Source organism: Gordonia gummivorans (assembly GCF_022513585.1).
In the GTDB taxonomy this organism is placed as follows: domain Bacteria; phylum Actinomycetota; class Actinomycetes; order Mycobacteriales; family Mycobacteriaceae; genus Gordonia.
On the sequence record NZ_JAKWBF010000002.1, the window covers coordinates 158,680 to 179,641 of the forward strand.

Sequence of the window (20,962 nt, forward strand, 5' to 3'; positions counted from 1 at the left end):
TGTCGTGTGGTTTCGAATGTCCGGGTGGCGGTCACTGCGCGTGCGGAGGGTCGACGCGGGACGCTTCGTCGAGCGCTGCCAGATGCTCGTCGCGCACGGCGTTGACCATGCGCGTTGACACAGTACCGATCGCGGCGATCACGGCGACAACCGCGAGGAGCACGGCGACCAGACCGGCGATCGGGTTCCAGTGTGCGGCCAGCGCGATGATCGGCACGGAGACCACCAGGACGATCACCCCGGCACCCAGCGAGTAGAAGGCGAGTTTGGCGATGGAGAAGCGGGGACGGGACCGGTCGGTCATGACAGCGAGGTCACCCAGTTGAGCAGTAGTTGCGCGCCGGCGTCGCCGGACTTCTCGGGGTGGAACTGGGTCGCCGACAGCGCACCGTTCTCGACCGCGGCGAGGAATGGCCCACCGTGTTCGGCCCAGGTCAGCTTGGGCGAGGCCAGCGGCGAGCCGACGTTGTCCATCTCCCAGGTCTGCGCGGCGTAGGAGTGCACGAAGTAGAAGCGGGTGTCGGCTTCCATGCCGGCGAACAGCACAGAGTCTGCGGGTGCCTCGACGGTGTTCCAGCCCATGTGCGGCAATACGGGTGCCGGCAGTCGGCTGACCGTGCCGGGCCATTCGCCGCACCCGTCGGCCTCGACCTCGAATTCGACCCCGCGGTCGAAGAGGATCTGCATGCCGACGCAGATGCCCAGCACCGGGCGCCCGCCGGCGAGTCGTCGTCCGACGATGCGGTCGCCCTTCACCGCGAGTAGGCCCTCCATGCATGCCGCAAACGCTCCGACGCCCGGGACGACGAGTCCGTCGGCGTTGAGCGCGGTATCGAAGTCGGAGGTCACCGTCACGTCGGCACCGGTCCGTTCGAGCGCCCGCTGAGCCGAGCGCAGGTTACCCGACCCGTAGTCGAGGATGACGACGTTTGGGCTCACAGGGCGCCCTTCGTCGACGGCACGCCGCTGACTCGTGCGTCGTATTCGGTGGCCGCGCGCAACGCCCGCGCGACAGCCTTGAACTCGGCCTCGGTGATGTGGTGCTGATCGCGGCCGTAGAGGACCCGTACATGCAGCGCGATCCGGGCGTTCAGCGCGATCGACTCGAACACATGCCGGTTGATGACCGTCGAATACGGCACACCGGGATATCCGCCGATGACCGCGGCAAGCATGTGGTCGGGTTCGCCGGTGTGCACGCAGTAGGGCCGGCCGGACACGTCGACGACGGCCTGCGCGAGGGTCTCGTCCATCGGAATCCAGGCGTCGCCGAAGCGGCGGATGCCCTTCTTGTCGCCGAGCGCCTCGCGGAGCGCCTGACCGAGCACGATCGCGGTGTCCTCGATCGTGTGGTGGCCTTCGACGTCGACGTCGCCCTGCGCCTTGACGGTGAGGTCGAAGCTGCCGTGCTGGCCGAATGCGTTGAGCATGTGGTCGAAGAACGCGATACCGGTGGAGATGTCGGTGACACCGGTGCCGTCGAGGTTGAGTTCGACGGAGATCGACGACTCCTTGGTGGTTCGTTCGACCTTCGCGATGCGCGGTGGGCGGCTGGTCACGTCGTTGTCTCCAGATCTGCTGTCGCCAGCTCGCGGCTGACGTCGAGGAAGGCGTCGTTCTCGTGGGCCAGTCCGATCGTGACACGCAGGTATCCCGCGATGCCGACATCTCGGATCAACACGCCGTGGTCGAGGTAGCGCTGCCACGACGCCGGGGCATCGCGGAACCGCCCGAACAGGATGAAGTTGGCGTCGGAGTCGATGACGTCAAAACCCGCCGCGGCCAGTTCGGCGGCGACCCGTTTGCGTTCGGCGACGATTGCGGCGACCCCGGCCAGCGTCTCGCCGCTGTGCCGCAGGGCTGCCCGCGCGGCCGCCTGTGTGAGCACCGACAGGTGATACGGCAGTCGCACGAGCAGCAGTGCTTCGACGATGGCCGGCGACGCGGCGAGGTAGCCGAGGCGTCCGCCGGCGAAGGCGAAGGCCTTGCTCATCGTCCGGCTCACGACCACCTTCGTGGGGTAGGAGTCGATGAGTTCGACTGCGCTGGGCTGCGCGGAGAACTCGCCGTAGGCCTCGTCGACGATCACGATGCCGGGAGCTGCCTCGATGATGCGGCGCAGGTCGTCGAGAGCGATCGAACCGCCCGTGGGGTTGTTCGGCGAGGTGACGAACACAACGTCGGGGAGGCGGTTGACGATCTCGGTGACCGCGTAGTCGACGTCGAGCGAGAAGTCCGACGCCCGCGGCGCCTGCAGCCAGGTGGTGTCGGTGCCGTCGGAGATGATCGGGTGCATCGAATACGACGGCACAAAGCCCAGGGCACTGCGTCCGGGACCGGCGAAGGCCTGCAGCAACTGCTGCAGAATCTCGTTGGAACCGTTTGCCGCCCACAGGTTTTCGACCCCGAGCTGCACACCGGTGGCACGACTCAGATAGGCCGCCAGATCGGTGCGTAGCGCGAGCGCGTCCCGGTCGGGATACCGGTGCAGTTCGGCTGCCGCCGTGCGCGCCGACTCGGCGACGTCGTCGATGAGCGCCGGCGTCGGCGGGTGCGGATTCTCGTTGGTGTTGAGAATCACCGGAACCCGCAGTTGCGGTGCGCCGTAAGCACTCTTGCCGCGGAGGTTGTCCCGCAGGGGCAGGTCGCCGGCGCTGATTCCGCCACCGGGTACGACCACCGGCGAGGCGCTCACGCGGTATCTCCCGCGAAACGCTGTTTGATCGCGTCGCCGTGTCCGGGAAGATCCTCGGCGTCGGCGAGCGTGACGACCTTGTCGGCGACCTCGCGCAGCGCGGCCTCGTCGTAGTCGATGACGTGCACACCCTTGAGGAAGGTCTGGACTGAGAGGCCCGACGCGAAACGCGCCGAACCCGACGTCGGCAGAACGTGATTGGACCCCGCGCAGTAATCGCCGAGACTCACCGGCGCATACGGTCCGACGAAGATCGCGCCCGCGTTGTGCACCCGGTCGGCGACAGCGGCGGCGTCGCGGGTCTGGATCTCGAGGTGTTCGGCGGCATACGCGTCGACGACGGCGAGGCCCGACTCCAGATTGTCGACGAGGACGATGCCGGACTGGCTGCCGTTCAGTGCCGTGGTGACGCGCTCGCGGTGTTTGGTCGCTGCCACCTGCAGCGTCAGCGCTTCGTCGACGGCGTCGGCGAGTTCCGCGCTGTCGGTCACCAGCACCGACGCGGCGAGCACGTCGTGTTCGGCCTGCGAGATGAGGTCGGAGGCGAGGATGCCGGCATCCGCGGAATCGTCGGCGAGGATGGCGATCTCGGTCGGCCCGGCCTCCGAGTCGATGCCCACCACACCCCGGCACAGACGCTTGGCGGCGGTCACGTAGATGTTGCCGGGACCGGTGATGAGGTCGACAGGATCGAGGACATCTTGATCCGTATCCTCACCGCCGTAGGTGAGCAACGCGACGGCCTGCGCACCGCCGACCGCCCACACCTCGTCGACGCCGAGCAGCGCGCACGCGGCCAGGATCGTGGGGTGGGGCCAGCCGCCGAAGTCCTTCTGCGGGGGCGATGCCACGACGAGCGAGCCGACGCCGGCCTCCTGCGCGGGCACGACGTTCATGATCACGCTCGAGGGGTAGACGGCGTTGCCGCCGGGCACATACAGCCCGACGCGGCGCACCGGGATCCACTTCTCGGCGACCACGCCGCCGTCGACCACCTGCGTACGGGTGGTCTCGCGCCGCTGGTCGGCGTGCACCTTGCGAGCCCGATCGATCGACTCACGCAGGGCGTCGGCGACCGCGGGATCGAGTCGATCTAGTGCGTCGGCGATCACGGCGGCGGGTACTCGCACCGACGCAGGCTTGACGCCGTCGAACTTCTCGCCGTATTCCAGGGCCGCCTCGGCGCCGCGCTGCGCCACCGCATGCACCACCGGCTCCACCGTGTCGAGTACGGCGTTGACGTCGGTGCCTCCACGCGGCAGCGCGCGGCGCAACTGCGCCAGCGTCGGGGTGCTACCGCGCAGGTCGGTTCGGGCGAGCATGATCACTCCTGGTTGTGGTGGCATTTCGATTCCAGGATATGGGGTCGCACCATTGGTTTTCGAATCCGGTCCTCGGGCAGTCGAGCGGGTCCACCGCAAAGCCGCTCCAGGCGAGGCGAATTGATCATGCAGTTCACCACCAGCAAAAACGACTAGTTGGACTAGTCAATCTGGAGTAGGGTCGAGTTCATGAAGACCATTTCCAGTACCGAGGCAAAGACGCGGCTCAATGCCCTGCTTGCGGAGGTCGAGCGATCTGGTGAGTCGGTCACCATCACCAACCACGGCCGGCCCGTGGCCGTCATCAGTCCGGTCACGATGCGTCCGAGGACCTTCGGCCAGCTGCCCGCCATCGCGGTGCCAGACACCTTCGATGACCCGCTCCCGGACGCCGAACTGGCACCGTGGGAGGGCAGTCGGTGACCGCGATCCTGTTGGACACCAACGCACTTCTCTGGCTTGTGTCCGCGCCGGACAAGATCTCGGATGCAGCCCACACCATGTTGGCGGACCAGTCCAACGAGTTGTTTGTCTCTGCCGCGTCGGCCTGGGAGATCGCCATCAAGACACGTCTCGGACGGTTGGACGGCGAGCCACTGCTGTCCGCGTGGGGCGAAACACTCACCGCGATGAACACCAACGACCTCGCGATGGACTCCGCCGACGCCACCCTGGCGGGCCGACTCAACTGGGACCACCGCGATCCGTTTGATCGGATGCTCGTAGCGCAGGCCGTGCGCCGTGGCTTGACGATTGCCACGAGCGACGACGTCATCGCCGACTGTGCGTTGACGCCGGTTCTCGACACCACCCGCCGGTGAGCGCGCGGCTCCTCGGCGGCCGTCGAAGAAGTTCTTCTAGATTTGCGCGCCGGCCCCGGACAATTTGCCCAGTTCAGAGTGCTGGTCACCGAGTTGTTCGGATCACGGAATGTCGAGACCCAGGTCCAGCACCGTCACCGAATGCGTGAGAGCCCCCACGGCGAGGTAATCGACACCGGTGCGGGCATAGTCGGCGGCGACGTCGATGCTCAGACCGCCGGAGCTTTCCAGCTTGGTCTCCGGCGAGCGGGTGTCACGTCGCTGAACGGCCATCTGGGTCTCCCACGGCTCGAAATTGTCGAGCAGCACGAGCTGTGGTTTCAGGGCGAGCACCTCGTCGAGTTGGCTCAGCGAATCGACCTCGACCTCCACCGGCAGATCCGGCGCAGCTGCGCGCACGGCCTCCAGCGCAGCGCTCACCGATCCCGCCGCAGCGACGTGGTTGTCCTTGATCAGCGCGGCGTCACCCAGGCCCATCCGGTGGTTGACTCCCCCACCCGCGCGCACCGCGTACTTCTGCAGATAACGCATGCCGGGCAGGGTCTTTCGCGAATCACGGATCTTGGCGTCAGTGCCCTCGACGGCGGCTACCCAGGCGGCGGTCGCCGTCGCAATGCCGGACAGGTGGCAGATCAGGTTGAGCGCGGTGCGCTCGGCCGTCAGCAACGCCGCGGTCGGCGCGCGCACCGCAAGCACCACATCGCCGGGCGCAACATGGGTCCCGTCGGGCACCGAGGCGGTGACCTCGTAGGCGTTCGGGCCGATCACCTCGTCGAAGACGGCCATGACCACCGGCACGCCCGCGATCACACCGTGGGCGCGGCTCACGATGGCGGCGTCGGTCACCGCATCGGCGGGCACCGTGGCGGCCGATGTGACGTCGGGTCCGTAGCGGAGATCCTCGTCGAGCGCGGTGCGGATCAGCGCCCGGACCTCGTCGGTGATCGGAAGGTCGAGGGTGTCGCCGGCGACGGCCTGGCCGACGAAACCGACCTCACTCACCGGAGCCGGGGTTGCCGATCGCGATCATCCGCTCGACGCTGCGTCGTGCGCGTTCGGCGACGTCGTCGGCGACGAATACCTCGTCGCGACCCTCGCGAAGCGCACGCAGCAGAGCGGCCGGCGTGATCATCTTCATGTAGGGGCACGACGCGCGGTCGTTGACGGCCTGGAAGTCGATGCCGGGCGCGGCCTTACGCAACTGATGCAGCATGCCGACCTCGGTCGCCACCAGGACCTGCTTGGCGCCCGTCTCGCGTGCAGCGTCGATCATGCCGCCGGTGGAGAGGATCTTGACCCGGTTGTCGGGCACCGCGCCTTCGCCGGCGAGATAGAGAGCCGATGTGGCGCAACCGCATTCGGGGTGGATGAACAGGTCGGCGTCGGGGTGGCTGGCGGCCTGCTCGGTGAGTTCGTCACCGTTGATGCCCGCGTGCACGTGGCACTCGCCGGCCCAGATGTGGATGTTGTCGCGGCCGGTCTCGCGCTTGACGTGGGCGCCGAGGAACTGATCCGGCAGGAAGAGCACGTCACGGTCGGGGTCGATCGAGGCGACCACGTCGACGGCGTTCGACGACGTGCAGCAGATGTCGGTGAGTCCCTTCACCTCGGCCGTCGTGTTCACATACGACACGACGACGGCGTCGGGGAACTCGGCCTTCCACTCGCGCAGGTCGTCGGCGGTGATCGAGTCGGCCAGCGAGCAACCGGCCCGCGCGTCGGGGATGAGGACGCGCTTGTCGGGGCTCAGGATCTTGGCGGTCTCGGCCATGAAGTGCACACCGCAGAACACGATCTCGTCGGAGTCGACCTCGGCGGCGATGCGCGACAGTGCAAGCGAGTCACCGACGTGGTCGGCGACGTCCTGGATGGCGGGCAGTTCGTAGTTGTGCGCGAGCAACGTGGCGTTGCGTGCCCGAGCGAGTCGTCGGACCTCGTCGGCCCACTCCTGGGTTGGCTCCACGCCGGCATAGCCGGCCGGGGTGTCGTACCACTGTGCGTCCAACAGTCCCGGGGTGCTGGTCAGCCCGGCCGGGCGGTCGCTGATGATGCTCATTGCCACTCCTGTCGCCTGCCCCGGATTCCGGGGCGGGTTCCCGGTACACGGTCCGCATCCCGGGAGGTTTTCGACTGGTGATCGAAAACGCTGTTCATCGTAACACTCGCCACACTTGGGCCATTCCCGGCAACCGCGGCGGTCGTGCAAATCGGGAGACGTACGGCCGCGTCGCGCAGAAACCGCGGGTGTGGCCAGAAACCGCTGGTGCCCCTCGGGTTTCTGACCAGACACGCGGTTTCTGAATCGCGACAACCAGTGCCGAGTTGGAGAACGCGAGTGCTGCAGCACTCGCGTTCTCCAACTCAACTCGAGTTCTCGCAGCTCGACGCGCGAAGTGACCAGACACAAGCCCAGGCCGCACCCGACCTGGTGCCGGCCGAGCATTTCCCCAGGTCACGACGTTGGTCACCCTAACTCTTCGAGTCAGCGTTTCTCCGTCGGCGTTGCCGACGATCGTGGAGGCGGGAAGGTTTGGAGGTTGGGCCGGTGGCCAGGATCGGGCCCCTGACGGTGGTCCTCCGGGTATATCCCGGAAGCGGACGCTGACGGGCCCGATCTCAGTCACCGATTGCCGGTCGCCACATTCCGCCGACGGCGACGCCAGGAACATACGCCCACAAAAAGTCGGGGAAGAAACTTCGTCCCCGACCCTTGGTGTCTTCCCCCCGAAATTTGTAGGGGACGACCGTGAACCTCGGGGAAGAAACTTGTTCCCCTAGATTTTGCGGGCACAGTATCGTGTTTCCCCAGGGCAGAAGGCGGGTCACTGAACTCTTCGGATCAGACAGCTGCCGCGCGATCCCCGTCGAGGACGCGAGCGAGATCGTCCAGCGAGGCGTCGAGAGCCCGAGCGAGAGCGGCGATGGTCGCGAACGCGGGTGTCGGCATCCGACCGGCCTCGATCTTGCGAAGTGTCTCCGGCGAGATGCCGGCCGCCGCAGCGACCCCGCTCAATCCTCGATCACCGCGCAGTTCTCGCAATCGGGCGCCAAGTCGTCGGCCGGCAGCCTTCTGTTCAGGCGTCAGCGGATTGCGAACCATGACCACAACGTAGTCGGTCTGGTATATAAATACCAAGCAGTGTCGGTATTTTTATACCGCGCCATCGTCGAGAAAGGAACCACATGGTCGAGCTGAAATCCCGCGACGAGGTCGCCGCCATGGGCGTGACCGGTTCCTTCATCTCCGACCTGCTCAGCGACCTGGTCGCAAAGGCCGACGTCGGCGTCAACCTGCTCGACCTCGAGCATCGCGCGCGCGACCTGATCCGCGACCGCGGCGCGGTGTCCTGCTATTGGGACTACGCACCGTCCTTCGGCCGCGGCCCGTTTCGCAACGTCATCTGTCTGTCGGTGAACGACGCCGTGCTCCACGGCTTGCCGCACGATCACGAACTACGCGACGGCGACCTCCTGTGCATGGACATCGCCGTGTCCATCGACGGATGGGTCGCCGATTCGGCACGCAGCGTGATCGTCGGAACCCCGCGACCCGAGGATCAACGGCTCATCGACGCGACGGAGCAGGCACTGACCGCGGCCATCGACCATGCCCGCGCCGGAAATCGCCTCGGCGACATCTCCGCCGCGATCGGAGCAGTTGCGGCGTCGCATGGTTACCGGGTGAACAACCAGTTCGGCGGACACGGTCTGGGTCGGACGATGCATGAGGATCCACACGTCGCCAACACCGGGCGAGGCGGGCGAGGAATGCGGCTGCGCCCGGGTCTCACCCTTGCGCTCGAGCCGTGGTTCACCTTGGGTACCGATCGCATCACTTACGACCCCGACGGCTGGACCATCCGCTCGGCCGACGGCTCACGCGGCGCCCACAGTGAACACACCATCGCCATCACCGACGGCGACGCGCTGGTCCTCACGCGCTGACGCTCATCCGACGACCGGTCACCCCTACAATCGACGCCATGTCCGCCGAGGGATCCGATTCGTCAGCCGGCGACGGATCCGTGGGGCTTCGCGTCGAAGTGCTCAGTGTTGTCTTTCAGGTCCGCGAGACGCAGCCGGACACCGCGCCGGCGCTCTGCGTGCTCCTGACGAAATCCTCCGACGCCTGGGCCCTGCCCGGCGGCGACGTCGGTGCCGCGGAGACGCTCTCGGAGAGTGCGCGACGACTGCTCGCCGACAAGATGGACGTCCGCAAGGTCGCCCACCTCGAGCAGCTGTCGGTGTTCTCCGATCCTCACCGAGTACCCGGGATCCGGACGATTGCCTCGACATATATCGGGCTGGTCCCCACCGACGCACCCGCTCGTCTCCCGGCAGAGGCCGCCTGGCACGAGGTCGACGCACTGCCATCGCTGGCCTACGACCACGCCGACATCATCGCGGCGGGCCGCCATCGCGTGGCTGCCAAGCTGTCGTACACCAACATCGCCTTCGCGCTCGCACCGGCCCGCTTCCCGATGTCAGAACTGTCAGAGATCTACTGTGCAGCACTGGGTTACGCCGTGGACACGACAAACCTGCTGCGCATCCTGAGTCGACGGGCCGTGGTGGTGTCGACCGGCACCGTCGGCAAGACCGGCCGCACCGGCGGACGCCCTCCGGCACTGTATGCGTTCGCCGACAACGAATTACGCGTCACCGACGAGTTCGCGACGCTACGTCCGCCGATGTGACCCGTCGTCGAACATCCGCCGAGTGATACCGAAGCACAGCGAATCACGCAGTCGTCGTCGCCACCAGGACGCGTCCCTCGGTCGCGGCCATCGCACGGTTGAGGACATCCCGCGACTCGTCGATCGTGTTCGGACCCCAAGCGGTGAACTCCACCACGCGCGGATCGGAACCGATGACATGCACAGCGTCGAGGTCGTCGAAGGCGAAGTCGGTCAGGCGAACCCGGGGTCCGCGCGCATGGACGATCTCAGTGGTCGGCATGCACGCGGATGCTACCGAGGCCCGCGCGTCGGATCACCCGGATTTCCCGAGGGACCGATCGCGTCCTGTGGGCCGGCGGGCTGTGCATAGGCGACCCGATCATTCGTCGCGTCGGCTGCGATGTATTCGTGTCGTCGGTCATCGAGATCCCCGACACCCAGATCGGCTGTGCGCGAGGAGAGTACGCAAACGAGGTAGACCAGGGTGAGCGCAAACGGCGCGCAGATCAGCAATGTCCACGGCTCGGCGGCGCCATGTGCGGTACCGCCACGCAGCCACAACCGCGGAACGAGTTCGACGGTGTCCCCCAGCGCAATTCCGGTCCGATCGCCGTATAGCCAATCGGTGATCCACATCCCGACCTCGATGGCCAACGCCGACCCGCCGATGGTGGCCGCCAGTACCGCGCCATAGCCCAGCAGTCCGCGCCATGTCCGTGCGACGAACCAGGCGACCAGTGCCGCGATCAGCCCGTACACGGCCATCGTCAGGCCGAAGACGGCCACACCGCTGAACGCCTTGGCCGTCTGCTCGGCGGGGAGGGTGAAGCCTCCGTCGACGCGTGTCGCGGTGACGGTGGGCGTGATGGCCGCCCACGTTGCACCCGCGACCGCACCTAGCAGGACCACGACACCGACGACGGCGAGCAGAACCCCCAAAGGTCGGCGCACCCTCACCGTCGGCCCAGTTCGGTGGAATCGACGACCCCGTGCCGAGAACAGCGCGCATGCCAGCCGTCGGGCCGTACCTGAACGACCATGCGCCGACCGCACTGACCGCAGAACCGCGGTGGTTCCAGGCCCAGGCGGGCCGCAGGTGGGATCGCGTCGGGCGACTGCAGTTCCAGCTCGAGTCCGGTGTACACGCCGTAGCGGCATGGCTCGGCAAGCGGGCCGGGGACGGTGTCGATCATGTCGGGCACGCCTTCGATGGTGTCACGCACGCGGTGGCGGCGTGTCAGATGGTGTCGTTGAGGGTCTTGATCGGCATCGACAAGTCGGTCAGCAGATCGAGATCGTCTTCGGCAGGGCGACCGAGAGTGGTCAGGTAGTTACCGACGATGACGGCGTTGATGCCGCCGAGGATGCCCTGCTTGGCGCCGAGGTCACCAAGGGTGATCTCACGGCCACCCGCGAACCGCAGAATGGTCCGCGGCAACGCCAACCGGAACGCGGCAACCGACTTCAGCGCCTCGGAGGCGGGCAGCACGTCGAGGTCGCCGAACGGGGTTCCCGGACGCGGGTTGAGGAAGTTGAGCGGCACCTCGTCGGGCTCGAGAGTGGCGAGATCGGCGGCGAACTCGGCGCGCTGCTCGAGGCTCTCCCCCATGCCGAGGATGCCGCCGCAGCAGACCTCCATGCCGGCCTCGCGCACCATCCGCAGCGTGTCCCAGCGCTCCTCCCAGGTATGGGTGGTGACGACGTTCGGGAAGTGACTGCGCGCGGTCTCCAGGTTGTGGTTGTACCGATGCACACCCATGTCGCGGAGCTGGTCGACCTGTTCCTGGGTGAGCATGCCGAGGCTGCAGGCGATCTGGATGTCGACCTCGTTGCGGATGGCCTCGATACCCGCCGCAACCTGGCTCAGCAGGCGCTTGTCGGGACCACGGACCGCGGCCACGATGCAGAATTCGGTGGCACCGGTCTTCGCGGTCTGCTTGGCCGCCTCCACCAGTGACGGGATGTCGATCCATGCACTACGGACCGGCGAAGCGAACAGGCCCGACTGCGAGCAGAAGTGGCAATCCTCCGGGCAGCCACCGGTTTTCAGCGAGATGATGCCCTCGACCTCGACCTCCGGCCCACACCACTGCATGCGCACGTCGTGCGCGAGCTGCAGCAGTTCGGTGAGTCGTTCGTCGGGAAGCCGAAGTACGCGCAGGACCTGATCCTGGTCGAGCCCCTCGCCTCGTTCGAGAACCTGCTCACGCGCGATGGCGAGAATGTCGTCGGAATCGCGAACGCCGGTGTCGGCGGCGACGGTTGCCTGGGTCACGAAAGCACTCCTTGCTTGATGTTGTTCAAAGTTTGGCCAGATTGCGACAATTCGGTGCGCAGCCAATGGGCGTCCAGCCATCCGGGTGCGGCCGCACGGAAGTGCGTGGCGTCCAGCGCGCTTGCGCCGGAAGGGATCACGCCGACGACCGGTACGCCGGTCAGGCGCGGCAGATCGTCGCGATTGCAGCGCATCGCGAGATCGGGATCGGCCGGCCACCATCCGATCACCAGACCGGCCGGTCGCAGGCCGCGCGCCCGAAGGGCATCGACGGTGAGTTCGGCGTGATTGAGCGCCCCGAGGCCGGGCTGCACCACCACGACGACGCCTGCCTGCGTATCCGCGGCGACGTCGGCGATCGTCAACGACGGTGCGAGACGGACCATCACGCCGCCGGCACCCTCGACGAGAGTCAACTCGTGGGTCATGGTGAGGGCATCGACGGCCGCCGCGATGTCGGCGCGGTCGACGCTCGGCAACCCGGCGCGACGGGCCGCGGTTTCCGGGGCCAGCGGTTCGGGATACCGCGCACATTCGACGGTGGTGAGGTGACCCGCGAGGGCGACGATCGTCGCGAGGTCGCCGGCCTCACCGGGAGCCACACCGGTCTGGACCGGCTTGCAGACTGCGACATCCGCGCCGAGAGCTTGCGCCGAAACAGCGAGCGCCGCAGTGACAATCGTCTTTCCGACGTCGGTCGAGGTTCCGGTCACCGCGAGGACGGCTCCGCTGGTCGGTGAGCTCATCGGGCCCGTATTCATCGAACACCGACCTCGCGCAGTGCGGCATCGACGACGTCGGCCACATGATCGACGGTCGCGTGGTCGAGGTCGGCCCGCACGGTGATACGCAGTCGAGAGGTGCCCTCGGGCACCGACGGTGGACGGAAACACCCGATCAGTACGCCGCGATCCCGGCAGGCCGCCGCGGCAGCAACCGCTTGCTTCGGGTCGCCGATGATGATCGAGATGACCGCTGCAGCCGGTTCGGCCGCGCCGCAGCGCTGCGCAAGGCGACGCGCGTTGTCGCCCAGCGTGATCGGAAGGTCGGGGTTCGCGCTCAGCAGGGCAAGTGCCGCACTGGCCGCGCCGACCGCAGCCGGATTGAGCCCGGTGTCGAAGATGAAGGTCCGCGCGCAATCGATCAGATGCTCCCGAACGGCCCGCGTGCCGAGCACCACTCCCCCCTGGGCGCCAAGGGATTTCGACATCACTGCGGTGACCACCAGATCCGGGGCGCCGGACAGGCCGGCCTCGGCGACCAGACCCCGACCACCGGGTCCGCGCACCCCGAAGGCATGCGCCTCATCGACCAGCAGCACGGCACCGTGTGCGCGTGCCGCGTCGTACAACTCTGCGACGGGCGCAGGCTCACCGTCGATGCTGTAGACCGAGTCGGTGACGACGAGCGCGCGCTGCTCGTCGCGGTTGGCGAGTGCATCGCGCACCGCTTCATGATCACCGCGATCGACCACGACGACCCGAGCACGGGACAGGCGGCAGCCATCGATCAGCGAGGCATGTGTCCCGGTGTCGCTGACAATCAGGTCACCGCGACCGGCGAGTGCGCAGATGGCACCGACATTGGCCAGGTATCCCGACGAAAAGGCCAGCGCTGCATCGAAACCCAGGAAGTCGGCGATCTGGTTCTCGAAGTCGACATGGAGTTGTGTGGTACCGACGACCAGCCTCGACGCCGTCGACCCTGCACCCCATTCGGCCAGGGCGGCCTGCGCACCGGCCACCACGTCGGGATGCGTCGACAGGCCCAGATAGTCGTTGGAGGCCAGGTTGATCAAGCCGTCGGCGGACTGCCGCACATGCGGCTCGCGGTGCAGCCCGGCCGACTTGCGCGCCTCGGCCGCGTCGGCCAGCCAGGCGAGACCCGTGTCGTCGTCCGCGGGACGCACGGTCAACGGCCCTTCGAGGCTCGCGGCTAGCGCTCCTCGCACCTCAGGGAGCGGTAGGTGCTCCTCGGCGAGCGGCGAGCGGCGCCCGGACGTGCGGGGGTGAACGGTGGTCATGAGTTTGCTCCCACGGGAATCGGGGTCGAGACTGTCGCTGCCACCGCCGCGCGAACACCGTCGACGACCACCCCGATGTCGTCGGAGGTGCAGACGAACGGCGGCATCACGTAGACGAGATTGCGGAACGGGCGCAGCCACGCGCCGGCCTGCACCGCCGCGGACGTCGAGGCGGGCATGTCGACGGGACGGTCGAGTTCGACCACGCCGATCGCGCCGAGGACCCGCACATCGACCACACCGTCGACGTCGGAGAGCGGCGCGAGTCCGGCACGCAGTTCATGCTCGATTCGCCTCACCTGGTCGCGCCAGGTTCCGTCGGCGAGCAGGTCGATGGAGGCAACCGCAATCGCGCACGCGAGCGGGTTGGCCATGAAGGTCGGGCCGTGAGCGAGTCCGCCGGCCTCCCCGGCGCTGATGACCGCGGCGATCTCATCGGTGCACAGGGTGGCGGCCAGCGACAAATAGCCGCCGGTCAGCGCTTTGCCAGCACACATGATGTCGGGTGCGACGCCGGCTTGTTCGGCGGCGAACATCGTCCCGGTGCGACCGAACCCGGTGGCGATTTCGTCGAAGATCAGCAGCACGCCTCGTTCGTCGCAGATGCGACGCAGGTCCGCCAGGTAGCGGGGATCGTGGAAGCGCATCCCGCCGGCACCCTGGACCACCGGCTCGACGATCACGGCAGCGAGCTCATGTGCGTGCCGGGCGATCGCGTCGTCGAGGATCTCGACGTAGCCCTCGCGGTACTCCGACGGGGGCGCGGGCACGAAGATCTGTTCGGCGAGCACATCGGTCCACATCGAGTGCATGCCACCGTCGGGATCGCAGACGCTCATCGGGGTGAATGTGTCGCCGTGATAGCCGCCCCGCCAGGTGAGAAGCCGGGTGCGTCGGGGTTCCCCGCGGCCCCGCCAACACTGCAGTGCCATCTTCGCGGCGACTTCCACCGACACCGACCCGGAGTCGCAGAAGAACACCTTCTGTAGCGGCTCCGGGGTCAATTCCACCAAGCGTTGCGCCAGCTGTGCCGCGGGCTCGTGCGTGAGTCCGCCGAACATGACGTGCGACATCTGTCCCAGCTGCGCGACAGCCGCGGCATCGAGCACCGGATTGCCATAGCCGTGGATTGCGGCCCACCAGGAGCTCATACCGTCGACCACCTCGCGCCCGTCGGCGAGCGTCAGCCGCACCCCGCGCGCCGAGGACACCACCAGCGGTTCGGTGCTCGGCGGCATCGCACCGTAGGGATGCCAGATGTGCTCGGCATCGATACGGGAGATGGTCTGGTGATCCACGGAACATTCCTCATCGAACGGTTTCGGGCTGTGTACGCGTGCCGATGGGCATGAAGGCGGCACGGTTCTGCCTGGACACTGTACAGGCTTCCTGGACGGTGTACAGGCCGGTGCGCACGAACAACCAGCGGCTCACTATCGTGGGGCCGTGAGCAACAGCCGCGCCGATGTCCTGCGAGCCGCCCGCGGCATCCTCGTCGAACACAGCCTCGCGGACCTGTCCATGCGGCGATTGGCCACCGAACTCGGCGTGCGACCCAACGCTCTGTACTGGCATTTCCCGAACAAGCAATCGCTGCTGGCCGCGCTCGCGGACGACATCCTCGATCACGTGGTGATTCCCCCGCCGACGCAGCGCTGGGATGACCGCCTGGCGTCGCTGGCGATCGGGATGCGCGGCGCACTCCTCGCCGTCCCCGACAGCGCCGAGGTCGTGTCGTCGAGCTGGGCGTCGGGCCTCGCCACCAAGGCGATCACCGCCGACATCATCACCGCCGCCCGCGCCGGCGGCCTGCCGATACGGGATGCCGAAGCGGTCACCACGGCGGTCTGCCAGCTCGTCATCGGCCTGACCATCGAAGAACAGACGCGAGCGCAGATGGAACGTCTCGGCGTCATCGAACCGTCCGGGCGCGACTTCGGTGGCGAGTTCACCGACGGGCTCGCAATCATCCTCGACGGCGCCCGCGCGCGGGCCACCAACACCACGCCTGCACCCACTAAGTAAAGAAAAGTAAAGGTCAGCGCCGCGTGTGTCGCTGCGGACCGAGTCGATTTTTCACAGGTTCGACGGGTACATTGCTAGCCGATCCCACCGACCGATCCCCACCGACGAAGGAAGAAAACCGAGCCCTTGGCAGCCCCGACCCGTGTTGAACTCGCGCCGAAGACGAACTCCACGTCAGCGGCGCCGCCGGTCTATCGGACCGATCTCGACGGGCTGCGGGGTATCGCGATCACTCTCGTCGCGTGCTTCCACGTCTGGTTCGGGAAGGTGTCCGGCGGCGTCGACGTCTTCCTGACGCTCTCCGGCTTCTTCTTCGTCGGGTCGCTGCTGCGTCACGCCATTCACAGCCAGGCGCCACACACCACGTTCCGCGACGCGGCCAACCCGTGGCCCCGACTCAAGCGGCTGATCAAACGACTGCTGCCCGCGCTGCTGACCGTACTCATCGCCGTTGCGGTGCTGACGGTGCTGATCCTGCCGCAGGTCCGGTGGTCCAACATCGGCAACGAACTCGTCGCCAGCGCCACCTACTGGCAGAACTGGTATCTGGCCTGGAACTCCCAGGACTATCTCGCCGCGAGCTCGGCCAACAGTCCGCTGCAGCACATCTGGTCGATGTCGATGCAGGGCCAGTTCTTCCTCATCACCCTGCTCACCGCCCTCGGGATCACCGTGGTCATCAAGCTGGTGTCCCGCGTCATCTCGGGTGTCGCCGACCCCCGGGTGATCCGGGTGATCGTCGGCGGATCGGTTCTCCTGGTCGCCCTCGCGTCGTTCTGGTGGGCACACCGCGGACTACAGATCAACCAGCCGTACAACTACTTCGACACGTGGTCGCGACTCTGGGAACCCCTCGCCGGTGGCCTGCTGGCCATCTGGCTGCCACGCTGGCGGATCCCCAATTGGCTGCGCAACGTCGCCACCGCGGTGGCCTTGGCGCTCATCGTGACCTGCGGTTGGTGGATCGTCGGTGTCGAGCAGTACCCAGGTCCGTGGGCGCTGGTACCCGTGGGCGCGACCCTGCTCATCATCTGGGCCGGCGCCACCGATCTACAGCGTCGCCGACCCGACCAGCCCGACGGCACCGAGCCCATGCCGCTACTCAACCGTGCTCTGGCGAGCCGGTGGCCGGTCTGGCTGGGCACCATCGCCTACAGCCTGTACCTGTGGCATTGGCCGCTGCTGATCTTCTACCTGGCCTGGCGTGACAAGCAGCACGCCTCGATCCTCGAGGGCGTCGGGATTCTGGCCGTCTCCATCGGCCTGGCATGGACGACGAAGCGCTTCGTCGAAGATCCGCTCCGTGGTGGCGACCGGTCGAAGTTGACCCGCGGCACCCGGACCGGGCGCAGGCGCCTGATCACGTATGCATCGGTGATGACCAGCATCTTGCTGGTCGGGACGATCGCGGTGGGAGTCGGCATCAAGATGTGGGACCGGCACGTCTCCACCATCACCGTCGACACCGCAAACCTCGACCCGCGCGACTACCCGGGCGCACGCGCGTTGCTCAACAATGCGCCGGTACCGAAACTCGACCCGGTCCCCGAACCGCTCGCCGTCATCAAGGATTTCCCCGAGACCTCGACGGACGGTTTCACCAGCAACTTCCAGGACGGCAGCATCCATGTCGGCGTCTACGGCGATCCGACCGCCAAGCGCACGATCGCCCTGGCCGGCGGCTCGCACGCCGAGATGTGGATCTCCGCGCTCAACCTCATCGGCCAGCGCAATCACTTCAAGGTGACCACCTACATCAAGATGGGTTGCCCGCTGTCCACCAATCCGGTTCCGCGCCAGCAGGGTGAGCCGTACCCGCAGTGCTACGAGTGGGGTCAACGCGTCATCGCCGAGATCATCAAGGCGAAACCCGATGCGGTGCTCACGAACTCGACACGCCCGCGGGACTATGAGAACGGCGACTGGACGCCACCGGACTACGTGCCGATCTTCGATCAGTTCATCGCGGGCGGTGTGCCCGTGCTCGGCATGCGTGATACTCCGTGGCCGATCCGGTCACGGATCGACACCCCCATCTGCCTCAACGACGGCGGGACCGCAGAGAGCTGCGGCACCAAGCGGTCTGTTTCGATGTCGCCGACCGACCCGGCTCTCGCGCTGACCGCGACCCGTCCCGACTTCCACCCACTCGACCTCACGAACGGCATCTGCACGGCCGATTTCTGCCCGGCCATCGTGGGCAACATCATCGTCTACAAGGACCCGCACCACCTGAGCGCGACCTACATCCGCAGCCTCGCCGACGAACTCGAGCGGCAGATGAGGATCCAGTTGCCGTGGATCGGTCAGCCGACCCGGTGACCTGGGAAAACTGATCGACGAAAGTGGCGCAGGCCACTTTGGCGCGCAAAGGCGGCTTTCGAGATGAAGGCTTGGCACAACGCGGCTAGTGTCGTTCCATGACCTCAGGAAGGTGGGTATGACCGTACCGCCAACCACCGGCGACCAGCCCCCGTCAGCCGCCGATGCACCCGGAACCCCACCGGTTCCCCAAGCCCCCACTGGTGACGTGCCGACTGCGCAATCCGGCTCGGAACCCACCCCCAGCGACGCGCCGGGTGCGGCTTCGACCGACACCACCACGGCCGCGCCACTGAGCAACGACGACGCCACCTCGGCACCCGTCACCTTGCCGTCGACTCCGATGCAGGCCGACGCCCTGGTGGAGCCCGAACCGGCACCGATCCCGGTCTGGCCGGGTACCGCGTTCCCTCTGGGCGCCACCTACGACGGTGTCGGCACCAACTTCTCGCTCTTCTCCGAAGTCGCCGAAGCGGTGGAACTGTGCCTCATCGACCGCGACGGTCGCGAACGCCGTATCCGCCTCGAAGAGGTCGACGGCTACATCTGGCACTGCTACCTGCCCAACGTCGGGCCGGGCCAGTTCTACGGCTTCCGCGTCCATGGACCCTACGATCCGGCACGTGGACTGCGTTGCGACGCAAGCAAATTGCTGCTCGACCCCTACGGCAAGGCATTTCACGGGGACTTCGACGGAGACGCGTCCCTGTTCTCCTATCCCCTACCCGACAAGGCTCCCGCTGAGCCACCTTCGGATGAGTCGCCGGTCGATGTCGAGCCTGACGAGGTCGCCGCCGTGTCGGCGGAGTCCACCCCGGTCGAAGCCGAAGCGGTGAGCGCGACGACGGCCGACGCAGGGTCTGCGCCGGAGGTCGTGGACTCGCCGGACACCCAAGCCGTCACCGACGCCGAGGGCGCCGGCGACGAGGTTCCTCTCGATCCGACGCCGCCGGACACAGTCGAGGCCCAGACTGCGCAGGCGGAGGAGACTTCGGACGAGACTCAATCGGAGACAACCGATTCGGATTCGAGTAGCTCGATGCCGCAGCTCGATTCGCTCGGGCACACGATGGTGTCGGTGGTGATCAACCCGTTCTTCGACTGGCAGAACGACCGGTCACCCAAGCGTTCGTATCACAAGACGGTCATCTACGAGGCCCACGTCAAGGGCATGACCGCGACTCATCCCGATATTCCGGAACGGCTTCGCGGCACCTACGCCGGCCTGTGTCATCCGGTGATCATCGAGCACCTGAAGTCCCTCGGCGTGACCGCGATCGAGCTGATGCCGGTCCACCAGTTCATGCAGGACTTCGTGTTGCGTGACCAGGGACTGCGAAACTACTGGGGTTACAACACCTTCGGCTTCTTGGCGCCGCACCTGGAGTACGCATCCAACCCCGAACAGCCCGCCAGCGCGGTCACCGAGTTCAAGGCCATGGTCCGCGAGTTCCACAACGCGGGAATCGAAGTCATTCTCGACGTGGTGTACAACCACACGGCCGAGGGCAATCATCTCGGTCCGACGGTCTGTTTCCGCGGCATCGACAACGCCGCCTACTACCGCCTGGTCGACGGACAACCCGAGATGTACATGGATTACACCGGGACGGGCAATAGCCTCAACGGTCGGCATCCTCACACGCTGCAGCTCATCATGGATTCGCTGCGGTACTGGGTGCTGGAGATGCACGTCGACGGGTTCCGTTTCGACCTTGCTTCGACCCTGGCCCGCGAACTCCACGACGTCGACCGTCTGTCTGCGTTCTTCGATCTGGTGCAACAGGATCCGGTGGTCAGTCAGGTCAAGCTGATCGCCGAGCCATGGGATATCGGTGAGGGCGGATACCAGGTCGGCAACTTCCCGCCGCTGTGGACCGAGTGGAACGGAAAGTACCGCGACACGGTTCGCGATTACTGGCGTGGCGAACCGGCCACCCTGGGCGAGTTCGCTTCTCGCCTCACCGGGTCGTCGGACCTCTACGAGGCGACCGGTCGCCGACCGCTGGCCAGCATCAACTTCGTCATCGCCCACGACGGATTCACGTTGCGAGACCTGGTGTCGTACAACGAGAAACACAACGCGGCCAACGGCGAGGACAACCGCGACGGCGAGAGCCACAACCGGTCATGGAACTGCGGCGTCGAAGGGCCCACCGATGATCCGGAGGTACTCGCCCTACGCGCCCGCCAGCAACGCAACATCCTGGCGACCCTGTTCTTGTCGCAGGGCACGCCGATGCTCGCACACGGCGACGAGATCGGCCGAACCCAACAGGGCAACAACAACGTCTACTGCCAGGACTCCGAACTGGCGTGGATGGATTGGTCTCTCGCGGAGAAGAACTCGGATCTTCTCGAGTTCACCCGCAAGGCCATCGCGCTGCGCACCAAACACCCGGTATTCCGTCGTCGGCGCTTCTTTGAGGGCAAGCCCATCCGATGGGGCCATGACACCCTGGACATCGTGTGGTTGACACCCTCGGGCGAAGCGATGACGACCGACGATTGGGGCAGCGGCTTCGGCAAGAGTCTTGCCGTGTTCCTCAACGGCGCGGGCATCGGTGAGAAGGACGAGCGCGGCGAGGCCATCGTCGACGACAGCTTCATGATCTGCTTCAACGCCCACTACGAGGACATCGACTTCCGCATGCCGACCGATCAGTTGGCGCTGGAGTGGGAGGGCGTGCTGAACACGACGCACCCGACGGGCGACTCGGACGTGGTGGCCGCCAAGTGCGGGAGCACGGTGACCATCGGCGCGAGATCGCTACTCGTGCTGCGCAAGACGCGCTGATCG

At 66.7% G+C, this 20,962-nt stretch carries 22 protein-coding genes; 7 read left to right on the forward strand and 15 right to left on the reverse strand.

Translation table 11 applies throughout. The annotated features are described in order from the left end of the window. Positions 1 to 31 precede the first annotated feature (31 nt). The 5 genes from MKW15_RS02580 to hisD are packed head-to-tail and all read right to left on the reverse strand — an operon-like array spanning position 32 to position 4,017. Complete coding sequence (locus tag MKW15_RS02580) at positions 32 to 304, reverse strand: hypothetical protein (RefSeq protein ID WP_240855873.1); 273 nt, start codon at positions 302 to 304, stop codon at positions 32 to 34. Continuing rightward, positions 301 to 939, reverse strand: a complete 639-nt coding sequence (gene hisH, locus MKW15_RS02585; protein ID WP_240855879.1) for an imidazole glycerol phosphate synthase subunit HisH — start codon at positions 937 to 939, stop codon at positions 301 to 303. The genes MKW15_RS02580 and hisH overlap by 4 nt, the downstream gene beginning before the upstream one ends. After that, a complete protein-coding gene (hisB, locus tag MKW15_RS02590; RefSeq protein WP_240855880.1) occupies positions 936 to 1,559 on the reverse strand; it encodes an imidazoleglycerol-phosphate dehydratase HisB in 624 nt (207 codons plus the stop codon). The genes hisH and hisB overlap by 4 nt, the downstream gene beginning before the upstream one ends. Beyond that, complete coding sequence (locus tag MKW15_RS02595) at positions 1,556 to 2,695, reverse strand: histidinol-phosphate transaminase (protein ID WP_240855882.1); 1,140 nt, start codon at positions 2,693 to 2,695, stop codon at positions 1,556 to 1,558. The genes hisB and MKW15_RS02595 overlap by 4 nt, the downstream gene beginning before the upstream one ends. Continuing rightward, positions 2,692 to 4,017 (reverse strand): histidinol dehydrogenase, encoded by a 1,326-nt coding sequence (gene hisD, locus MKW15_RS02600; protein WP_240855884.1) that lies wholly within the window; start codon positions 4,015 to 4,017, stop codon positions 2,692 to 2,694. The genes MKW15_RS02595 and hisD overlap by 4 nt, the downstream gene beginning before the upstream one ends. Before the next feature lie 189 nt (positions 4,018 to 4,206). Between hisD and MKW15_RS02605 the strand changes: the two genes are divergently transcribed. Together MKW15_RS02605 and MKW15_RS02610 are read left to right on the forward strand one after the other, a co-directional pair. Beyond that, a complete protein-coding gene (locus MKW15_RS02605; RefSeq protein ID WP_240855886.1) occupies positions 4,207 to 4,440 on the forward strand; it encodes a type II toxin-antitoxin system Phd/YefM family antitoxin in 234 nt (77 codons plus the stop codon). Next, the gene (locus MKW15_RS02610) at positions 4,437 to 4,838 is read left to right on the forward strand and encodes a type II toxin-antitoxin system VapC family toxin (RefSeq protein ID WP_240855888.1); all 402 of its coding nucleotides are present in this window, start codon (positions 4,437 to 4,439) and stop codon (positions 4,836 to 4,838) included. Before MKW15_RS02605 ends, MKW15_RS02610 begins: the two co-directional genes overlap by 4 nt. Before the next feature lie 102 nt (positions 4,839 to 4,940). Here the strand turns inward: MKW15_RS02610 and nadC are convergent, their stop codons facing one another. The 3 genes from nadC to MKW15_RS02625 form a co-directional block, all read right to left on the reverse strand. Continuing rightward, positions 4,941 to 5,840 carry a carboxylating nicotinate-nucleotide diphosphorylase gene (nadC, locus tag MKW15_RS02615; RefSeq protein ID WP_240855890.1) on the reverse strand — a complete coding sequence of 300 codons (900 nt, stop codon included), beginning with the start codon at positions 5,838 to 5,840 and terminating at the stop codon, positions 4,941 to 4,943. Next, the gene (nadA, locus tag MKW15_RS02620; protein WP_240855892.1) at positions 5,833 to 6,894 is read right to left on the reverse strand and encodes a quinolinate synthase NadA; all 1,062 of its coding nucleotides are present in this window, start codon (positions 6,892 to 6,894) and stop codon (positions 5,833 to 5,835) included. The genes nadC and nadA overlap by 8 nt, the downstream gene beginning before the upstream one ends. A gap of 783 nt (positions 6,895 to 7,677) precedes the next feature. Continuing rightward, positions 7,678 to 7,938, reverse strand: coding sequence for a helix-turn-helix domain-containing protein (locus tag MKW15_RS02625; protein WP_240855894.1), 261 nt, complete (start codon positions 7,936 to 7,938; stop codon positions 7,678 to 7,680). An 83-nt stretch (positions 7,939 to 8,021) separates the two neighbouring features. On the opposite strand from MKW15_RS02625, the gene map reads away from it, so the two are divergent. After that, complete coding sequence (gene map / locus MKW15_RS02630) at positions 8,022 to 8,783, forward strand: type I methionyl aminopeptidase (RefSeq protein WP_240855896.1); 762 nt, start codon at positions 8,022 to 8,024, stop codon at positions 8,781 to 8,783. Between the two features lie 38 nt (positions 8,784 to 8,821). Further along, the gene (locus tag MKW15_RS02635) at positions 8,822 to 9,535 is read left to right on the forward strand and encodes an NUDIX hydrolase (RefSeq protein WP_240855897.1); all 714 of its coding nucleotides are present in this window, start codon (positions 8,822 to 8,824) and stop codon (positions 9,533 to 9,535) included. 43 nt (positions 9,536 to 9,578) lie between these two features. Here the strand turns inward: MKW15_RS02635 and MKW15_RS02640 are convergent, their stop codons facing one another. From MKW15_RS02640 to MKW15_RS02670, 7 genes are read right to left on the reverse strand one after another with little or no spacing between them, the layout of a single operon-like run. Next, entirely contained in the window at positions 9,579 to 9,797 is a 219-nt protein-coding gene (locus tag MKW15_RS02640; protein WP_240855898.1) for a GNAT family N-acetyltransferase, read from the reverse strand. 11 nt (positions 9,798 to 9,808) lie between these two features. Next, positions 9,809 to 10,468, reverse strand: coding sequence for a DUF2567 domain-containing protein (locus tag MKW15_RS02645; protein ID WP_240855900.1), 660 nt, complete (start codon positions 10,466 to 10,468; stop codon positions 9,809 to 9,811). A gap of 2 nt (positions 10,469 to 10,470) precedes the next feature. After that, a complete protein-coding gene (gene bsaP / locus MKW15_RS02650; RefSeq protein WP_240856037.1) occupies positions 10,471 to 10,710 on the reverse strand; it encodes a biotin synthase auxiliary protein BsaP in 240 nt (79 codons plus the stop codon). Between the two features lie 44 nt (positions 10,711 to 10,754). Next, on the reverse strand, positions 10,755 to 11,792 hold the full coding sequence (bioB, locus tag MKW15_RS02655) for a biotin synthase BioB (protein WP_240855901.1): 1,038 nt from the start codon (positions 11,790 to 11,792) through the stop codon (positions 10,755 to 10,757). Next, complete coding sequence (gene bioD, locus MKW15_RS02660) at positions 11,789 to 12,538, reverse strand: dethiobiotin synthase (RefSeq protein WP_240855905.1); 750 nt, start codon at positions 12,536 to 12,538, stop codon at positions 11,789 to 11,791. The genes bioB and bioD overlap by 4 nt, the downstream gene beginning before the upstream one ends. 11 nt (positions 12,539 to 12,549) lie before the next feature. Next, positions 12,550 to 13,815 carry an 8-amino-7-oxononanoate synthase gene (locus MKW15_RS02665; RefSeq protein WP_240855907.1) on the reverse strand — a complete coding sequence of 422 codons (1,266 nt, stop codon included), beginning with the start codon at positions 13,813 to 13,815 and terminating at the stop codon, positions 12,550 to 12,552. Then, entirely contained in the window at positions 13,812 to 15,113 is a 1,302-nt protein-coding gene (locus MKW15_RS02670; RefSeq protein WP_240855912.1) for an adenosylmethionine--8-amino-7-oxononanoate transaminase, read from the reverse strand. Before MKW15_RS02670 ends, MKW15_RS02665 begins: the two co-directional genes overlap by 4 nt. Before the next feature lie 148 nt (positions 15,114 to 15,261). Between MKW15_RS02670 and MKW15_RS02675 the strand changes: the two genes are divergently transcribed. The 3 genes from MKW15_RS02675 to glgX all read left to right on the forward strand — a co-directional run bounded on the left by MKW15_RS02675 (position 15,262) and on the right by glgX (position 20,959). Continuing rightward, positions 15,262 to 15,840, forward strand: coding sequence for a TetR family transcriptional regulator (locus MKW15_RS02675; protein WP_240855913.1), 579 nt, complete (start codon positions 15,262 to 15,264; stop codon positions 15,838 to 15,840). A gap of 126 nt (positions 15,841 to 15,966) precedes the next feature. After that, positions 15,967 to 18,162: an acyltransferase family protein gene (locus MKW15_RS02680; RefSeq protein WP_240855914.1), complete on the forward strand. Its 2,196-nt coding sequence runs from the start codon at positions 15,967 to 15,969 to the stop codon at positions 18,160 to 18,162. A gap of 118 nt (positions 18,163 to 18,280) precedes the next feature. Further along, positions 18,281 to 20,959 (forward strand): glycogen debranching protein GlgX, encoded by a 2,679-nt coding sequence (gene glgX, locus MKW15_RS02685; RefSeq protein ID WP_374245998.1) that lies wholly within the window; start codon positions 18,281 to 18,283, stop codon positions 20,957 to 20,959. Positions 20,960 to 20,962: the final 3 nt, after the last annotated feature.

What these genes read in the sequence shown, in the direction of transcription:
- nadA (WP_240855892.1), bottom strand. Translation starts at nt 6,894, where the DNA reads ATGAGCATCATCAGCGACCGCCCGGCCGGGCTGACCAGCACCCCGGGA.
- MKW15_RS02625 (WP_240855894.1), bottom strand. Translation starts at nt 7,938, where the DNA reads ATGGTTCGCAATCCGCTGACGCCTGAACAGAAGGCTGCCGGCCGACGA.
- map (WP_240855896.1), top strand. Translation starts at nt 8,022, where the DNA reads ATGGTCGAGCTGAAATCCCGCGACGAGGTCGCCGCCATGGGCGTGACC.
- hisD (WP_240855884.1), bottom strand. Translation starts at nt 4,017, where the DNA reads ATGCTCGCCCGAACCGACCTGCGCGGTAGCACCCCGACGCTGGCGCAG.
- bsaP (WP_240856037.1), bottom strand. Translation starts at nt 10,710, where the DNA reads ATGATCGACACCGTCCCCGGCCCGCTTGCCGAGCCATGCCGCTACGGC.
- MKW15_RS02665 (WP_240855907.1), bottom strand. Translation starts at nt 13,815, where the DNA reads ATGACCACCGTTCACCCCCGCACGTCCGGGCGCCGCTCGCCGCTCGCC.
- MKW15_RS02640 (WP_240855898.1), bottom strand. Translation starts at nt 9,797, where the DNA reads ATGCCGACCACTGAGATCGTCCATGCGCGCGGACCCCGGGTTCGCCTG.
- MKW15_RS02635 (WP_240855897.1), top strand. Translation starts at nt 8,822, where the DNA reads ATGTCCGCCGAGGGATCCGATTCGTCAGCCGGCGACGGATCCGTGGGG.
- MKW15_RS02605 (WP_240855886.1), top strand. Translation starts at nt 4,207, where the DNA reads ATGAAGACCATTTCCAGTACCGAGGCAAAGACGCGGCTCAATGCCCTG.
- glgX (WP_374245998.1), top strand. Translation starts at nt 18,281, where the DNA reads ATGACCGTACCGCCAACCACCGGCGACCAGCCCCCGTCAGCCGCCGAT.
- MKW15_RS02580 (WP_240855873.1), bottom strand. Translation starts at nt 304, where the DNA reads ATGACCGACCGGTCCCGTCCCCGCTTCTCCATCGCCAAACTCGCCTTC.
- bioD (WP_240855905.1), bottom strand. Translation starts at nt 12,538, where the DNA reads ATGAGCTCACCGACCAGCGGAGCCGTCCTCGCGGTGACCGGAACCTCG.